The following is a 17,003-nucleotide window of genomic DNA, read 5'->3' on the forward strand; positions in this document are numbered from 1 at the left end:
ATGATATCACTTATGAAACATGTTACATCTTATATATTTCTGATTATAGCCTTCCTGCTTTTCGGAGTAAACGGGGCGGCGGCACAAAAGGACGACTGTCCTTTTAAGGTTACCGATAGGATTAATGCTAATATTTCCTACGATAAAGAAAATAAAGTACTTTCCATTGAAGGTAGTGATAAGGTAACCATTGAGGGGGATGGAACTTCTACCGGCTGGGGGATTGAAATAGAATCTCAAAGCATCCATTTCCAAGTGACAATAAAAGACCTGAGTATCGAAAGAGAAGGGGTGCCTCTGAAAATAAAGGGGGTGTTTAACTGTTCTATCACAATAGAAGGAACGAACCGGTTTGTTTCGACAGGCTCGTCGGGAACTGCCGGGATAGAGGTCAAAGGCCCTCTCTCCTTACGAGGAAGCGGCTCCCTGACTGCCATAGGGGCAAAAGGAACCGGCGATACTCCCGGAGGGGCAGGGATCGGTGGTGGTGGAGGATATCTGACCATAGATGGTGGCATCATCCGTGCCGAAGGCGGGGCAGGTGCGCCCGGTATCGGTGTAAGCGATCCTCAAGAGGGCATGACGATTCAGATCTTTGGAGGCACGGTAACCGCCATCGGCAGTGGCGGCAAAAATCCGGCTCCCGGCATATATGGCGGTACCTCCTCCAATTCTACTACCATCGCAGGAAACGCCTTTGTCATAGCCATCGACGGGACGGATGATGATGAGGTCATTGCGACGACTACCCAGATAGAGAATCATACGAAAGGCCTGTTTATCCGGGGCGAGCAAGAGTCCGATGGCTCCATCGTGTGGGCCTCTTCCGACCTGGTAGGCGACATCACATTGGAGAGCAACGCCGAAATCCCCGATTGGGCAACGGTCACTATTGCCGACAACCAAACCTTTACCATCGTCGATGGCATCACTCTGACTAACAACGGCGTCCTCACCAACAAGGGAACCCTCACCAACAACGGCACGTTCAGCGGTACCGGCACCGTTGAAAGCAACACATCCCTTAATATAGGGGGGAAAGATGGGTTCGATGTAATTAATACCGATGGTGGAGCAACTTTTAGCTATAATGGCACGGAGAAATTGCTTACCATTAGCGGAAGTGACAGAGTCTTAATCAAAGGCAGAAATAAGGATAAAGCTGTCGGATGCGGGATTGTAATTGCGCAGGGTGCGAGCCCCACACTGACCATTGAAGACTTGAATATTGAAGCTGCTGAAGCTTTGGTGTATAGGGGTAGAAGTGACGGGATTCTGTTGCAGTATAATCTTACCTTGCAAGGAACAAATAGACTAACGTCTACCAGTGGGGGTGGGATAAACTTAAACGGTAATAATATAACCTTTGCCGGCTCCGGCTCCCTGACAGTTACAGGAGGAAACGGTTGTGCCGGTATACAAGGTCTGGAAAGTTTGTGTATCAATGAAAATGTCTTCGTTGTCGCCATCGATGGCAAAGGTGCAACAAGCGGCATAAGCGGCTCTCTCCAGCACGATAGTGGCCTCCTTATCTACGGCTCGCAAGACGATACCGGTAACTTCTCGCAGGAATACTCCAAACTGATAGGCAGCGACTTTACCCTGGGCGGCGACGCCGAAATCCCCAAGGGGGCAACGGTCACTATTGCCGCCGGGCAAACCTTTACCATCGCCCCGGGTGTAACTCTTACGAACAACGGCACTCTCGAAAACAACGGCGCCCTCACCAACGAAGGCACCTTCACCAACAACGGCACGTTAAGCGGCACCGGCACCGTTGAAAGCAACACATCCCTTAATATAGGGGGAAATGAGGGGTTCGATGTTTCCAATTTCGGTGGTGGTGTAACTTTTAGCTATGATGGCACGGAGAAATTGCTAACCATTAGCGGAACAATTGGCGATGTCTTAATCAAAGGCAGAAATAAGGATAACGCTGTCGGATGCGGGATTGTAATTGCGCAGTATGCGAGCTTCTATCTGACTATTGAAGACTTGAATATTGTGACTGATGAAGCTTTGGTGTTTAGGGGTATAAGTGACGGGCAGCTGGCTAATTATAATCTTACCTTGCAAGGAACAAATAGACTAACGTCTACCAGTGGGGGTGGGATAAACTTAAACGGTAATAATATAACCTTTGCCGGCTCCGGCTCCCTGACAGTTACAGGAGGAAACGGTTGTGCCGGTATACAAGGTCTGGAAAGTTTGTCTATCTATAAAAATGCCTTCGTTGTCGCCATCGATGGCAAAGGTGCAGCAAGCGGCATAAGCGGCAATCTCCACCACGATAGTGGCTTCCTTATCTACGGCTCGCAAGACGATGCCGGTAACTTCTCGCAGGAATACTCCAAACTGGTAGGCAGCGACTTTACCCTGGGCGGCGACGCCGAAATCCCTAAGGGGGCAGAGGTCATTATTGCCGAAGGCCAAACCTTTATCATCGACGCGGGTGTAACTCTTACGAATAGCGGCACTATCGATAACGAAGGCACTATCAATAACGAAGGCATTATCTACAACAAAGGAACCCTTACAGGCAATCCCGTCAAGGGTCATTTTCCGTACCATTACATCACTTTCGATGCCAACTATCCGGCATCCCCTGCTGTTGATGAAAGATATATCCTTCAAGGCGAAACGCTCCCTAGCGATATCTTCACCCGTTCGGGCTACACCTTCCAGGGTTGGTACGACGCTCCCTCTGGCGAAACAAAAGTAGAAACCAGCGCCGAGCCGCAAACTCTCTATGCCCGGTGGGAGGCGGTGCCAGTGCCCGAACCCGAGCCAACGGTCTACTACACAGTCACCTTGCCCTTTGTAGAGGGCAAGGTGACCGACCCCGTGGCAGGCGATTACGACGTAGAATCGGGGAGCACCTTCCGCTTCTACCTCACGCTTGACACGGCTTACAGCCAGTCGCAACCCGTAGTCACCACCAGCCGCGGCGAAACGCTTACGCCCCGCACCTCCGACGGTGCCTACCTGCTGAAGTACGTGTGCACCGACGTGGAAGTCTACATCGACGGCATCGAGAAGAACAACCCGGTAGCCAACGAACCGATCCGTGCCGCCGCCCCCGAGCCTGAGATATGGAGCGAAGACGCCTGCCTCTGCATCCGCCTGTCCGAAGGCCTGCCGACGTCGCTCGTCCGCATCTTTACGCCCGAAGGCCGCCTGCTCGACAGCTTCCGTTCAACCCCGGGGTTGAACCGTCGGCAATTGCCGACGGGGATCTATATCGTACAGGTGGGGGCGACGGTGCGAAAAGTGGCAATACGCTAAAAGAATATATTTATTAATCTTGCCCGTCAATAAAGGAGGATATACGAAAACGGGCCAATTGGATAGAATAGTTTTATTAATAACTTAAATTTTAGAAATCATGAGTCAAGGAGCATATTTGGAATTTGCTAACAGAGCATTCGACAAAGTTGATGTAACTGTTGATTTTTGTAATAAAAAGGACTGGGAACATGGGAAATATCCTCAATGGGTAAATCCTGTGTTGACCGAGAAGTGTTATTTGAGTAGTACTCGACTGGAAATGGCGAGTGGAAAAGTTCATGGATATTTCAGAGTAACTATCACGATTGATGGCAAAAGTGAAAACTTTGGTTCAAAGGAATTCGATTTGAACGATGCTACTAATGGTACACGAAATTGGTCCTATTATTATTCGGGAGGTATAAACGATTGTGTCATTCTGGTAACTTATGGAAGAGGTTTGGATACGCTTGGCGGTGAGAAAATGAAAGATAAGAGAAGCTGCTACCGCTTTGAAATGTTCAGAACCTCTAAACGCCGTATCGGCGTTATGACTGATTATCACTACGGATGCGAAGAAAATGGCAATACCGGCAATCAGGTTAATGTGGTAAATGAAATAAACAGACTGCGCAACCGTCCCGAATTTCTTGTCATGACGGGCGACTTGCTTCACAATCCGACCGAATCGAAAGACAATGATATATGGAAAAACTTCATAGACCCGTTGGAGTTGAAGAATATCCCGGTGGCTGATGGATTTGGCAACCATGACCTTTGGACGGGTGTCGGAGCGAAAGATGTGAAGAAGGAGATCAAAAAGCGCAATGACATGAGAAGAAAGGAATGGAATGCGTTCGGATACTGTGATAAATACAACTCGGACAAAGCAGAGAATAAGGGATATCACTATGCATGGAAAGTATTCCTGCAGAAAAGAATGTCGAACGGAGAGTTGAAGCAAAAGTCTGTTGAATGTATTATGCTCAACAATGTGCCCGGAAGTGACAATGTAAAAGATGCCGTAGATACTAGCGGTAGTCATAAAAAAGGTACTTACTGCTATGACTCGGTGGGTTTTCTGGGTGTTTATCTTGCTTCATTAGGAATGCAATCTTCCTGCAATGACAGAATAGTTTTGTTGTTCTTCCATATCAATTATGAGAGTGAAAGGCTCGAAACATCGAATAACTTTTACAGATGGTGGCCTAAAGATGCGAGATATCAATTAAACTATTTGATTAATAATAAATATAAGTGTCCTACACATGCTTTCTTCGGTCATATTCACGAAAGTAGAATGGTTAAAGAAGAATTACATTTCTCTCCCCAGGATGCTTCCGGTTTGGAAGGGTATAGATGCGCGGTGTCCAAAACCAACCGCTATCTGAATGTAATCGACCTGGAGCTGGTGGAAGAAAACGGAGAATGCAAATTAAGAATGACCACCTCGTATGGCAAAACAGCCGATCTCACCGTCGACGACGGCGGACTGAGAGAATTTGAAACAAAAGACTTTTGATTGGCTCCGGCCGTGTCGTTATTGGGCGGGAAAGCCTAATAACGACAATGGCTGTTCGATAATGAAAGCGATAGCCCTGTAAGGCGTAACAAAAAAGAAAATTACATGTATGGAAACAACAACAAAGACAAAACAGCAATCCGTTTTCCGCCTTCTGGCGGCTCTGTTCTTCCTCTGCCTCTTTGCCCCGATGGCGGCAGGGCAGGATAACTGGAACGACCATTGTGCAAACCGGATAGCAAACAAAGACGGTGGCAACGGCTCATTCTGGGACAACGCCATCGAGATAGCCACCGCCGAAGAGCTTGCCTACTTTGCGCAGCAGGTGAATAGCAACCAGTCTATCAGTTATGGTGACGGCAATTCGATCGGTCCGGCCGATAAATATCAAGCAGGAGGCTTTATATCCTATTACTTCGCCCTCTCCGCCGACATCGACCTGTCGGATTATGATTGGACGCCGATAGGGAACGCTACTTATCCTTTCAAAGGTAATTTCGATGGCCGGGGGCATTGTGTGAACGGCCTGAAGGTGATGAAGATCGAAACCGTTAGTGGGGCTGCCTATGCCGGCTTGTTCGGTTATGCGTCTGTCGGAATCCTCCGTAACCTCGGTGTCCGTCTGGCGGATGCGGGGATACAGGCAAATTCGACGGGTGGTTCTGCTTATGCCGGTGGAATAGCCGGGTACGCTCATAATATCTTTAACTGCTATGTAGTGGGAGAGGGCACTATTGGGGCAAGCATTTCAGGAATGGGTAATAATATCTATGCCGGTGGGATCGTAGGATATCTTGACGATAATGGTTCGCTTATTAATTGTTATGCTACTGTAAATGTAAAGGTAGAACCAGGTGTGGTTTATGTTGGTGGTATTGTCGGGTTTGGTAGTTATAAATCAACGATCTCCCACACCTATGCCACGGGAGATGTTGAAACGGAAACAGGAGATTATAACCGTTACGTCGGCGGTATCTGCGGATATTTGCTGAACGAGGGCACTCTCACAAACAGTTTGGCCGTCAATGGACGGATAATAGGAGGCGACTCATTCAGTAACCGGATAGTTGGGGAAAAGGGGAGTAAGGCCACTCTCGACGCCAACTACGCCTCCCCCGAGATACAGGTGAACGGCAGCGTTGTCAACGATGGAGCCGGGGACGACGTGAATGGCAATCCAAGTGTCAATCTTGGTAACTTTGGTTCTGTATTGACTTGGGGTGATGGTTGGGATACAAGCGATAACACGCACCTGCCGCAATTGAAGATGCAGACAGGCGATGGCTCTAATTACTCTGACTGGCCTACCGGTGAAGGCTTCACCCCCCAATCCCCGCCCGTAGCCTCCGATTACCTGATAGCCGTAAAGTTCGCCTCTGCCAATGACCCCTACCTGATAACCAACCGGGCCGAACTGGCCTATTTGGCGAAGCAGGTGAATAGTGGAGAAGACTACAACGGCAAGAACTTCGCTCTCACCGCCGACATTGACCTGTCGGCCTATTATTGGACGCCGATAGGGAGCGATACTAATCCTTTCAATGGTAATTTCGACGGCCGGGGGCATTGTGTGAGCGGGCTGAAGGTGATGAAGGGCGAAACCGTTAGTGGGAGTGCCTATGCCGGCTTGTTTGGTTGTGCGCCTGTCGGAATCCTCCGTAACCTCGGTGTCCGTCTGGCGGATGCGGGGATACAGGCAAATTCGACGGGTGGTCCTGCTTATGCTGGTGGAATAGCCGGGTACGCTCATAACATCTTTAACTGCTATGTAGTGGGAGAGGGCACTATTGGGGTAAGCTCTTCAGGAGAGGGTAATAATATCTATGCCGGTGGGATCGTAGGATATCTTGCCCCTGATGGTTCGCTTACTAATTGCTATGCTACTGTAAATGTAAATGTAAAGGTAGAACCTAAAGGTATAGTTAATGTTGGTGGTATTGTTGGGTATGGTAGTTCTAATTCAACGATCTCCCACACCTATGCCACGGGAGATGTTGAAACGGGAACAGGAGCGAAATACTATTACGCCGGCGGTATCTGCGGATATTTGCAGAACAATGGCACACTCACAAACAGTTTGGCCGTCAATGGACAGATAACAGGAGGCGACTCATATAGTAACCGGATAGTTGGTAATAAGGAAAGTAATTCCACTCTCACCGGCAACTACGCCTCCCCCGGGATACAGGTGAACGGCAGCGTTGTCAACGATGGAGCCGGGGACGACGTGAACGGCGATCCGGATGTCGATCTTGATAATTTTAGTACTATATTTTCCTGGGGCGATGGTTGGGATACAAGCGATAACACCCACCTGCCGCAGTTGAAGATGCAGACAGGCGATGGCCCCTCTTACTCTTACACCGCCTGGCCTACCGGCGAAGGCTACACCCTGCAACCCTTGCTCGATGCCGCCACCTATTTCCTTCCGAAGCATATCCTTCACATCGTTTCTCCCACCGGAGGAACCCTGAAGGTAACAGGCAAAGACGGAAACGAACTATCTGACGGCAGCAAGATAGTTTCCGGCACCCTCTTGACGCTTTCGTATACGGAAAGCCCTAATTACCGTTTCTCGGAGTACCTTTCCGGCAGCAGTGCCGACAATCTGCGTACTCTTTCCGGCAACACGATTCAGATCTCCGATGCCGACCTCTACCTGAGTGCCCGCTTCAATTACGAGGATCCCACGCCTCCACCGCCACCTGCCCCGATTTACTACTCCGTCTTCCTTCCCAGCGTGGAAGGTGCCGTAACTGATCCCGTAGCCGGAACTTACGACGTAGAGTCGTGGAGCACCTTCCGCTTCTACCTCACGCTTGACACGGCCTACAGCCAGTCGCAACCCATAGTCACCACCAGCCGCGGCGAAACGCTTCAGCCCCGCACCTCCGACGGTGCCTATCTGCTGAAGTACGTGCGCACCGACGTGGAAGTCTACATCGACGGCATCCTGCTGAACCCGCCGCCCGTCGCCAACGAGCCGATCCGTGCCGCCACCCCCGAGCCGGAGATATGGAGCGAAAACGCCTGTCTCTGCATCCGCCTGCCCGAAGGCCTGCCGACGTCGCCCGTCCGCATCTTTACGCCCGAAGGCCGCTTGCTCGACAGCTTCCGATCAACCCCGGGGTTGATCCGTCGGCAATTGCCGACGGGGATCTATATCGTACAGGTTGGGGCGACGGTACGAAAGGTGGCGGTAAAAGTTAAATGATTGTGTCGTACCTGCGGGTACCTATGGGAGCAACAAACGTGGCACGTTTTTTGTTCCTATAGGTATATGATTATAAGTGCAAGTAGACGAACCGATATTCCCGCTTTCTATTCGGAATGGTTCTTCAATAGGATTAAAGAGAAATATGTATTGGTACCCAATCCGTACAATCCCAAAATGATCAGCAGGATCGATTTGAGCCCTGCGGTAGTGGATTGTTTTGTGTTCTGGACGAAGAATCCGAACCGGATGATCGACAAGCTGGAGGGGATAAAGGATTACAACTATTATTTTCAGTTTACCCTCAATCCTTATAGCGAAGATGTGGAAAATCATTTACCGGCGGTGAAGGAACGTATCGAAATATTCAAACGGCTTTCCGATAAGATAGGCCGGGAAAAGGTCGTTTGGCGATACGATCCCTTATTGACTAATAAGAAATACGACACCTCTTTTCATAAAGAAGCATTTGCCGGGATAGCATATGGCCTCCAAGATCATACGGAGCGGTGTATGCTCGGCTTTATCGACCATTATCAGCATATTCGCGGCGAAGTGAGCAAATTCGACATACAGCCTCTGAAGCAGGAAGAGATCGAAGAAATGGCCGTTTCTTTCAAACAAACTATGGATCAGTATCCGTCTATCGAGTTCGATACGTGCACAAGGAAAGTGGACTTGACCCATCTGGGAATACCCAGTGGCCTGTGTGTGGATAAAAAACTGATCGAAAAGATCATTGGCTATCCTATCTCCGCCAGGAAGGACAAGAACCAGCGGGATATCTGCAATTGTATCGAAAGCATCGATATAGGCACTTACGAAAGTTGTCTGAACGGCTGCATTTATTGCTATGCTATCAAGGGTAACTACAATACCGCCGGGTTCAACAATCGGAAGCACGATAAAAACTCTCCCATGCTGATCGGTAATGTTGTAGCGGGGGATGTGATAAAAGACAGGCTGATGAAGAGCCTGAGGGATGATCAGCTTTCGCTGTTTTAGAGTTTATATTTTATCAGACACAGATTGTTTTCTTACTATACCGTTATCACAATCTTCCCTTTCACCTTGCCATTTTCCATCTCCTGATGAGCTTGTGGTATCTGCTTGAAGGGGAAGGTTTTGTCGATATGGACTTTCAAACTGCCGTCGGTCAGCATGGCGGCGATATGTTGCATATCTTCTCCATCGGAATGCATCAGTATATGCCGGTAGTTTTTGATGTGATGTTCCCGGGCGGCCTTGTCGGCCTCTTCTTTCTTGTTGGAAGGTAACAAAACGATTATGCCGTCGGGTTTGAGTACCTGGAGCGACCGGACGAAGTTTTCGCCGCCTACCGTGTCGAGTATGAAATCGAGGTCTTTCACCATCTCTTCAAACTTCTGGTTTTTGTAATCGATTACCTCATCCGCACCGATACTTTTTACGAAATCCATATCTCCTGTCCCCGCCGTTGTTATGACATGGCAGCCTATGTGCCTGGCTATCTGGATGGCATAATTACCTACGCCGCCAGCTCCTCCGTGAATCAAAACCTGATCTCCTTTCTTGATATGTCCCGTATCGACCAGCGCCTGCCAGGCCGTAAGTGCAGATAAAGTAGATGCGGCAGCCTCTTCAAAAGAGATATTAGCCGGCTTTTTGGCAATCTGAGCGGCCGGACAGAGGGCGTATTGCGCATAGGCGCCGCCCGTCCCCGGAAAGTTGATTGTTCCGAACACTTCGTCGCCTACAGCAAAGCCGGTGACATCATCCGCCGCCTTGGTGACGATGCCGGCCACGTCCCAGCCGATTACGATCGGTTGGTTTTCCTTGTATTGCGCTGCCTGTCCGCCTCCGGCACGTGTTTTTACATCTACCGGATTGATGCCGATAGCCTTTACTTGTATCAGGACTTCCCCTTTACCTACCTGAGGTTCGGAAATCTCTTCCATAGAGAAATTCTCCGTGCCGCCGAACTGTTTCAATACTAATGCTTTCATATTAATGATTTTATTTCATTTACCACTGTTTTAATAACATGCCTGCCTTAGAAAGGGTTTTGAATTTGTTCAGTAATCTTTAAACGGTGTTGAATGGAACTAACGGAATGGTTTTTGTTTATATTGGACGGTTTATTAATCCGGATTTTTATGTAAGTTTGTCCGGATTAAAAAGATTTCGGATATGCCTATTATAAAACGGATATTGATCTGGTGCAGGAACATACTTATCTTTCTGTTCATATCCAGCATTCTGGCGGTGGTGGTGTATAAGTTCATCCCCGTTTACTATACGCCTTTGATGCTGACACGTCTGTATGACCAGCATAAGGCCGGCAAACCCTTTAAGCTCGATCATACATGGGTGCCATTGTCGGAGATCGCCCAGCCGTTGGTGCAGGCGGTGGTCGCTTCGGAGGACAACCTGTTCCTCGACCATAACGGCTTCGATATCGAGCAGATACAGAAGGCCCGCGACGAAGCCGAGAAAGGGAAACGTGTCCGTGGTGCCAGCACGATCTCACAGCAGACAGCCAAGAACGTATTCCTTCTCCCCGCTAAAAGCTATATCCGGAAAGGGATCGAAGCCTATTTCACCCTGCTGATCGAATGGATATGGGGAAAAGAACGGATCATGGAAGTCTATCTCAACTCCATAGAGATGGGGGATGGTATCTACGGGGCCGAGGCGGTGGCACAGGCTCATTTCAAGAAGCCGGCAGCCAGGTTGAGTGCGGGCGAGGCGGCGTTGATAGCTGCTTCACTACCCAATCCGCGGAAATTCAATTCCGGCAAACCTTCTCCCTATATGCTGAAACGGCAGGGGCAGATCCTTTCCCTGATGGGTAAGCTGATAAAGATACAGATGGGCCACGGTGCCGGAGAGATAGAAAATAAAGATGGTAAAATAAAAAAGAGAAAGAAATGGAGAGCTTCACTTTTCACGACCTCGGACGTATCGCTTATGCCGACGCTTTAAAGGTTCAGACGGAAGCGTTTGAGACACTGTTGCATGCTAAGGTTTGGGGCGGACAGGGAGAGAATAAACTGTTTTTCTGCGAACATGAACCCGTGCTGACGATCGGCAAGAGCGGGAAAGACGCTAACCTGCTGATCCCTGCCGAGCTGCTGAAACAGCGGGGCATTTCCTTCTTCCATACGAACCGGGGAGGGGATATCACCTATCACGGTCCTGGACAGATCACTGGCTATCCGATATTTGACCTCGGACACTGGCAGTTGGGGCTGAAGCAGTATATCCATACCCTGGAAGAGGTCATTATGCGCTTCCTGTCTCTCTACGGGATAAAAGGGGAACGGTTGGAAGGAGCGACCGGTGTCTGGATCGACCCATTGGTAAAAGGCCGTGCCCGTAAGATATGTGCCATCGGGGTGAAGAGCAGCCGGTACGTCACCATGCACGGTTTTGCGCTGAACATCAATACCGACCTGAGCTATTTTTCCCTGATCAATCCTTGTGGCTTCACTGATAAAGGTGTCACTTCGCTGGAAAAGGAATTAGGTGGAAAGCAGGACTTCGAACTGGCTAAAACACAACTTCATTCATTATTCTCAGAACTGTTTCCCTGATGGATTATAAAATACATTTCGCTCCCTTGCAAGGATATACCGATGCCGTGTACCGGGAAGTCCACCACCGTATATTCGGTGGGGTGGAGAATTATTACACCCCTTTTGTGCGTGTGGAGAAAGACGGTTTCCGTAACAAAGATATCCGTGATATCGCTCCGGACAGAAATTCGGAAACACCTGTGATTCCCCAACTGATTGCTGCTACTCCCGATGAGTTCCGCCGTCTGGCAGCATTGTTTCGGGAAAAGGGATACCGGCAGGCGGATATCAATATGGGTTGTCCTTACCCTATGCAGGCGCGTTTGCACCGGGGGGCGGGGATTCTTCCTTTTGTTGAAGAGGCGGAGGCTTTGTTACAGACGATCCGGGAGTTCCCGGAGATGAACTTTTCGGTTAAACTCCGGTTGGGCTGGAATGCTCCGGATGAGGTCTTTGCCTTGCTTCCGGTAATGAACTCCTTGCGGCTGGCTCATGTTACTTTGCATCCCCGGATAGGTACGCAACAATACAAAGGAAATGTGGATACAGATAGTTTCGCCCGTTTCTATGAGGCATGCAGGCATCCGCTTTTCTATAACGGAGATTTGAACAGCCTGGAAGATATAGACCGGATTCTCTGCCGGTTTCCCCGTCTGGCGGGTGTGATGTTGGGGCGTGGTTTGTTATCCTCTCCCTGGCTGGCTGCGGAATATGCAGTAGTAGGCAATGGTTTTACGGATGAAGAAAAGAAAGCGAAACTGCTACATTTCCACACGTTGTTGTTTGAAAAATATAGCAGTGCGCTTGAAGGAGGCGACCATCAGATACTGGCCAAAATGAAAACCCTTTGGGATTACCTGTTGCCGGAGGCGGAGAAACGTCTGCGGAAGAAGATACTGAAAAGCAACCAACTGCCTACTTATCTTCAGGCCGTGAAGGAACTGTTACAATAGTTGAATCAGCCTTTGCCGGTGCGATTGTATCGGCTGGGGCAAGCGGGATAATCGGTACTAATTTCCTTCTCCGGCGGAAAAACTCGGAGAGATGGGAGAAGTCTTTCTTGAACATGACACCTACGCCCTGAGTTGTTAACGCCCCGTTGAGGTATTTGTACATATCATTTGCATGATTGTATGCTTTCAGGCGGATTTCTCCGCTGGGAGTTAACTTGTATTCCAGGTCGAACTCACCGACAAAGTCATTCTTTTGCTGATACGTATTGTTCCTGTATCCGAAACTGCCGTTGAACAGCAGGCGGTTGTCGAGCAATTGGCTGGAAAGCAACATTTCCACTTCCGTATCCTGTATGCCGTCTTCGCTGGTACGGATATTCGTTCCGATCTGTACCTTGTCGGTCAGGCTGTTCAGAATGCTTGAAATCTGGGAAGAGATGGCAGAAGAAGCTACTGCGCTGAATTCGCTCGAACGATACGCATTCTGAGAATAGTCGGGTGTGTAGAACTTATTCAATACCAGCAGATAGATGATCTGGCGCGTCATCATATCTTCGGTATCGACCAATGCCTTCATCTGTCGTTCTATCTCTTCGTTGGTGCCGGGCAGCTCCAGGTCGAATGAGATTGCCGGACTGCGCAACATACCATCCAGGTTAAGCACGCAGTTGACGGGGACGTTGGTTCGTGGACTTTCCCTGGCAAGTCCGTCATCCAGATCACGCAAGTTGGCGGTCAGGTTATAAATAGCATTTATATGCATCGTCGCGTCGAAAGGATCGCCACGGAAGTCGATTGCACTGCCTTCACGTATCTTAAAGTCTTTATGGATAATCTGCTGTAAGCTGAAATTATAGTTACCGCTGACGATTCCCATGTTGCCATACATGCGTAAGTCTGTTTTCGTCCCGTATTCTATCTGCATGCTTCCGCTGCAATTACCGGTTATTTTGTCGCCGGCAATCGGGTCCATAATCAGTTCGATTTTGGCATCGGGGGTGATATCGAGCAGGAAGTTCATGCGCATTTCGGCCCCTTCCTCTTCTTCATTGTTTACAATCTTCAGGGAATCCCGCGATAATGTACCGTTGGCCAGATCTTTCAATTGTTTTTTATCCACAAAAGTGATAAAGTCATAGTCGGCAGCAGTAGTATTATTGATGAAGTCGAGGGTAATGGACGTCTTGGGATCGCTCCGCATATTGATATCGAAGTTGATCAGCTTGTCATTTCCTTTGATGGAGGCCGAACCGCTACCGAAAACGGTACCGTAGATCAGTGGATTCAGTTTGCGGGTAGCGTTGAATACCAGCATATTCTTTGTCTTGACATTCACGTCGAAGCTGACATCTTTGAAGTGGTTATGGTAGACGCTCATGTTGACGGTACCCGGATTGCCGAACTCGTCGTGAACTGTCAGGTCGCGCATATTTATGGAACCGGCATCCATGTAGATGGAGTCGGAGAATGTATAATACGTATTGGTATATTCGATACCCAGGCCGCCGTCCAGCACGTATGCGTCGCCCTCTACGGTCAGCGCTTTGAACGGGCCGTGCAGGTGGACGTTTCCGAATCCCCGTCCTTTCATGTTTTTGGCCACCTTTTCCACAAAAGGATGGAGGAATCCCAGGTTGATATCGTTGGCATCGAAGAACAGGGAGAGTCCGGCATTTTGTCCGACCGGGAAGATATAGCCGCTTACGTCGGTCCATGTCGTATCGTTTTTATAGATGCTGCCCAGCATCAGGATACCTTTTTGGGCATCGTCCCACTCGCTGAACAGATTTAGCCGGCCAAGGGGAGTCTGGTTGAATGAAAAGTCATTTATTTCAAGGTCGGTGTTCAGCATGCGGCTTCCGTAAAGGTCGCAGATGTTGAATGTACCCGTTGCTTTCCCGGCAAACTGTAATACCGGAATGTTCAGTATATCGAATATATAACTGAGTTCAACCTGTTTCAGATCCATTAAAAGGGTATCTGCCGGATTTTTGGAGATGCTTCCGTCCAGCAACAACGATTGTTTTTCGTTGCCTACCCTGAATTTATGGATATCTATTTTACCGTCGGCTATTCTGATATCCGACGGGTGGATGATCCATAGAGAATCGTTCAGCACCAGCTGGCTCTCTTTCACGGCAATATCGGTTCGTAGCACGGCAGGCTTTTTCTCCTGTTCCTCTTCCGTAAAGAGGGCGGAAGCCGAAAGTTCGGCACGAAATTCTTTTTCCTTGTTGTTTGCCCATCCGATCAGCGTATTGATCCGGTTATCCTTGGCATCCACTTTCAGATCGAGGTAGTTGCGAAGTCCTTTCTGGTTGTAGTTGATCGCTTTTAATAGCAGGTTGATGTTTTCCTGCGGGTTGTCGCATGTCAGATAACCGGATTCGAACATGGATTTGCCCAGTCTGAACTTGGGGAGGAAGGCTTCGATGCGGAATTTGTTATACAGGTTGTTGTAATGTCCCGTGATACGTGCCTGGTTTACTATTGTTACCGGCAATTTGAGTGTTTCGGATATCTTCTCCGTGTTTTCCACAGTCAGCAACAGCGAGAAATTGTTTTCTTCTACTTTCTGCTTTTTCTGCGTGGCATTGATAAGCGCCGGAATATATCCTTTGAAGGTATTCATGAAACTCGGGATGATCGTTTTGAACGAGTAAGCACCCGTCACTTCCCCGTTCAGAATGTCGGACGAGATCGTCAGATGGCGATCCAGCGAATGACCGGAGGCCGTTACCTGAAACTTTTTCAGGAAAAAGCTGCTGGGTGCTGTGATGAAGGACAAACTGTCTATCGTGATGTTCCCCTCCAGGTTATCTATATTGTTGCCGGTGAAGTCGGCGTTCAGGGATAACGAGATATCCGGCGATTCGTATTTATCGATCAGGTGGAGGCTGTCCGGGCGGAAATGCTCCAGATTGGCGGTGAAGTTGAACATGGAGTTCTTTCCTTCGTGGCGGAACATACCCTCTGCATACAACTTACCGTTCGGATCGTTTACCTGTACCATCCCGTCAAAGCTGTTTTTCTTGAAATTTCCGGATAACTGAATATCTTCGTATTTGTATTTCCTGTATTCGAATTCGTCGATATTTGCTTTGATATTACCAAAGAAACTGCTGTTTTTATGCCGTTTGGCATCGACCGATATGTTCAGCTTGGCGTTACCGTAAGGGTTGCCTTCGTCGAAAAGTTCGTTCAGAAGCAGGCCGGAGGTGGAAACATGTCCTTTCAGGTAGGCTGCGATATTATTTTCTTTATCACTACCGAATATCATATCGGTTTGTACGGAGCCGATAGCCGAAGAGAACTTGCCGAAAGCCACCAGGTTATCGAAGAAGCCGGATATCTCTCCGGTAAAGTTGATCGTACCCAACCGGATAACCGGATCGGGCAGGACGACCGGTTTTTTATTGAAATTGTTTATCAGTCCGCTCAGTCCGTCGGTGGTAATATACATTTTGTTCACCTGTCCGAAGATATAGGCGTCTTCCGGGTGGTTGATTCCTTTTAGGTCCATTTTTCCGATAAACAGCATCTTGTCGCTGTATCGTAATGTCAACTGTTTCAGGTTGATATTGTTGATGGCTCCGGAGGCTTCGGCCGAAAGTTCGATGGTTTCGGTGAAATTACTAAAGGCCGGAACGAAGGACGAAAGGTCTTTCAGGCAGATTTGCGACGGAGATATGTTCAGTGCCAGCGGCGCATGGTTCAGCAGCTCGGAAGCATTGCTGATTTCGCGCATGTCTATCCTGGCCTTGCTGATTTTCAAATCGGTTTCCGGCAACTTGATTTCGAAGTTATTGATAAATGTGCTGTCGCGGTTGCCGATGATATTCATCGAGAGTTTATTCAACGTAAAGCCGGAAGCCTCGTCGAAACTCATCTTTTTGATGTTCGCGTTGAGACTGTCCTTATTGAACGCTTTCATGGAAATCTTGGCACTCAGGTTCTTGATGTCCACATGTTTGGCGTTGAACTTACCGGGCGTTTGCGCCTCGCTCTCCACATCAAACCGAAAATTACCGCGGCGTATCAGGATGGAGTTGAAGCGCAGGTCGATATTCGGATTCTTCTTCATCGTATCTTTGCTGGCGAAAGCGTCGATAACGAACTGGAGGTTCAGCGGACTGTCGGGAGTCTTTTTATTGAGATTGACCGAAAAGCCGAATAACCGGACCGTAGAGAATACGAATTTGCCTTTGAGCAATGGGAGGACTTCGAAACCGGCAGCCACATGATTTGCCTCGAATAAGGTCTTACCTGTCTCGTCTTCCAGGTATAAGTTGTCGAGTACCACGCGGTTGAACCACTCGATATTTACATTTCCTATCTTTACGGGCACACCGAGATGGCTGGATAATTCTGTCGATGCAATGCCGGAAACCTGAGATTGGATATAAGGTATCTTCAATAAAATGAAAGGCATTGCATAGAATATCCAGAACAAAACAAGTAGGGTAATGATTATGTATTTTAGTCCTCTG

9 protein-coding genes are annotated in these 17,003 nt (G+C 48.6%); 7 read left to right on the plus strand and 2 right to left on the minus strand.

Annotation, left to right across the window (positions count from 1 at the left end; all coding sequences use genetic code 11):
* Nucleotides 1-12 precede the first annotated feature (12 nt).
* The 4 genes from DWW91_RS28060 (at nucleotide 13) to DWW91_RS12350 (ending at nucleotide 9,008) form a co-directional block, all read left to right on the plus strand.
* Nucleotides 13-3,285 carry an InlB B-repeat-containing protein gene (locus DWW91_RS28060; protein ID WP_233584477.1) on the plus strand — a complete coding sequence of 1,091 codons (3,273 nt, stop codon included), beginning with the start codon at nucleotides 13-15 and terminating at the stop codon, nucleotides 3,283-3,285.
* Nucleotides 3,286-3,385: 100 nt separating this feature from the next.
* Entirely contained in the window at nucleotides 3,386-4,789 is a 1,404-nt protein-coding gene (locus DWW91_RS12335; RefSeq protein WP_122327903.1) for a metallophosphoesterase, read from the plus strand.
* 109 nt (nucleotides 4,790-4,898) lie between these two features.
* A complete protein-coding gene (locus DWW91_RS27640; protein ID WP_158599445.1) occupies nucleotides 4,899-8,003 on the plus strand; it encodes a GLUG motif-containing protein in 3,105 nt (1,034 codons plus the stop codon).
* A 66-nt stretch (nucleotides 8,004-8,069) separates the two neighbouring features.
* Entirely contained in the window at nucleotides 8,070-9,008 is a 939-nt protein-coding gene (locus tag DWW91_RS12350; protein ID WP_122327904.1) for a DUF1848 domain-containing protein, read from the plus strand.
* Nucleotides 9,009-9,043: 35 nt separating this feature from the next.
* Here the strand turns inward: DWW91_RS12350 and DWW91_RS12355 are convergent, their stop codons facing one another.
* Complete coding sequence (locus DWW91_RS12355) at nucleotides 9,044-9,988, minus strand: NADP-dependent oxidoreductase (protein ID WP_048316398.1); 945 nt, start codon at nucleotides 9,986-9,988, stop codon at nucleotides 9,044-9,046.
* A 184-nt stretch (nucleotides 9,989-10,172) separates the two neighbouring features.
* Here DWW91_RS12355 and mtgA point away from each other — a divergent pair, with 184 nt between their 5' ends.
* The 3 genes from mtgA to DWW91_RS12370 are packed head-to-tail and all read left to right on the plus strand — an operon-like array spanning nucleotide 10,173 to nucleotide 12,513.
* Entirely contained in the window at nucleotides 10,173-10,967 is a 795-nt protein-coding gene (gene mtgA / locus DWW91_RS12360; protein WP_010803704.1) for a monofunctional biosynthetic peptidoglycan transglycosylase, read from the plus strand.
* Entirely contained in the window at nucleotides 10,913-11,578 is a 666-nt protein-coding gene (gene lipB, locus DWW91_RS12365; RefSeq protein ID WP_122327905.1) for a lipoyl(octanoyl) transferase LipB, read from the plus strand. Before mtgA ends, lipB begins: the two co-directional genes overlap by 55 nt.
* Nucleotides 11,578-12,513 (plus strand): tRNA-dihydrouridine synthase, encoded by a 936-nt coding sequence (locus tag DWW91_RS12370; protein WP_122327906.1) that lies wholly within the window; start codon nucleotides 11,578-11,580, stop codon nucleotides 12,511-12,513. Before lipB ends, DWW91_RS12370 begins: the two co-directional genes overlap by 1 nt.
* On the opposite strand, the gene DWW91_RS12375 is transcribed toward DWW91_RS12370, so the two are convergent.
* Nucleotides 12,476-16,945, minus strand: coding sequence for a translocation/assembly module TamB domain-containing protein (locus tag DWW91_RS12375; protein WP_199722577.1), 4,470 nt, complete (start codon nucleotides 16,943-16,945; stop codon nucleotides 12,476-12,478). The two genes, DWW91_RS12370 and DWW91_RS12375, sit on opposite strands and share 38 nt — an antisense overlap.
* Nucleotides 16,946-17,003 lie beyond the last annotated feature (58 nt).

The organism is Parabacteroides sp. AF17-3, assembly GCF_003635445.1.
Taxonomy (GTDB): Bacteria; Bacteroidota; Bacteroidia; order Bacteroidales; family Tannerellaceae; genus Parabacteroides; species Parabacteroides goldsteinii.

What these genes read in the sequence shown, in the direction of transcription:
- DWW91_RS28060 (WP_233584477.1), top strand. Translation starts at nt 13, where the DNA reads ATGAAACATGTTACATCTTATATATTTCTGATTATAGCCTTCCTGCTT.
- DWW91_RS12335 (WP_122327903.1), top strand. Translation starts at nt 3,386, where the DNA reads ATGAGTCAAGGAGCATATTTGGAATTTGCTAACAGAGCATTCGACAAA.
- DWW91_RS27640 (WP_158599445.1), top strand. Translation starts at nt 4,899, where the DNA reads ATGGAAACAACAACAAAGACAAAACAGCAATCCGTTTTCCGCCTTCTG.
- DWW91_RS12350 (WP_122327904.1), top strand. Translation starts at nt 8,070, where the DNA reads ATGATTATAAGTGCAAGTAGACGAACCGATATTCCCGCTTTCTATTCG.
- DWW91_RS12355 (WP_048316398.1), bottom strand. Translation starts at nt 9,988, where the DNA reads ATGAAAGCATTAGTATTGAAACAGTTCGGCGGCACGGAGAATTTCTCT.
- mtgA (WP_010803704.1), top strand. Translation starts at nt 10,173, where the DNA reads ATGCCTATTATAAAACGGATATTGATCTGGTGCAGGAACATACTTATC.
- lipB (WP_122327905.1), top strand. Translation starts at nt 10,913, where the DNA reads ATGGAGAGCTTCACTTTTCACGACCTCGGACGTATCGCTTATGCCGAC.
- DWW91_RS12370 (WP_122327906.1), top strand. Translation starts at nt 11,578, where the DNA reads ATGGATTATAAAATACATTTCGCTCCCTTGCAAGGATATACCGATGCC.
- DWW91_RS12375 (WP_199722577.1), bottom strand. Translation starts at nt 16,945, where the DNA reads ATGCCTTTCATTTTATTGAAGATACCTTATATCCAATCTCAGGTTTCC.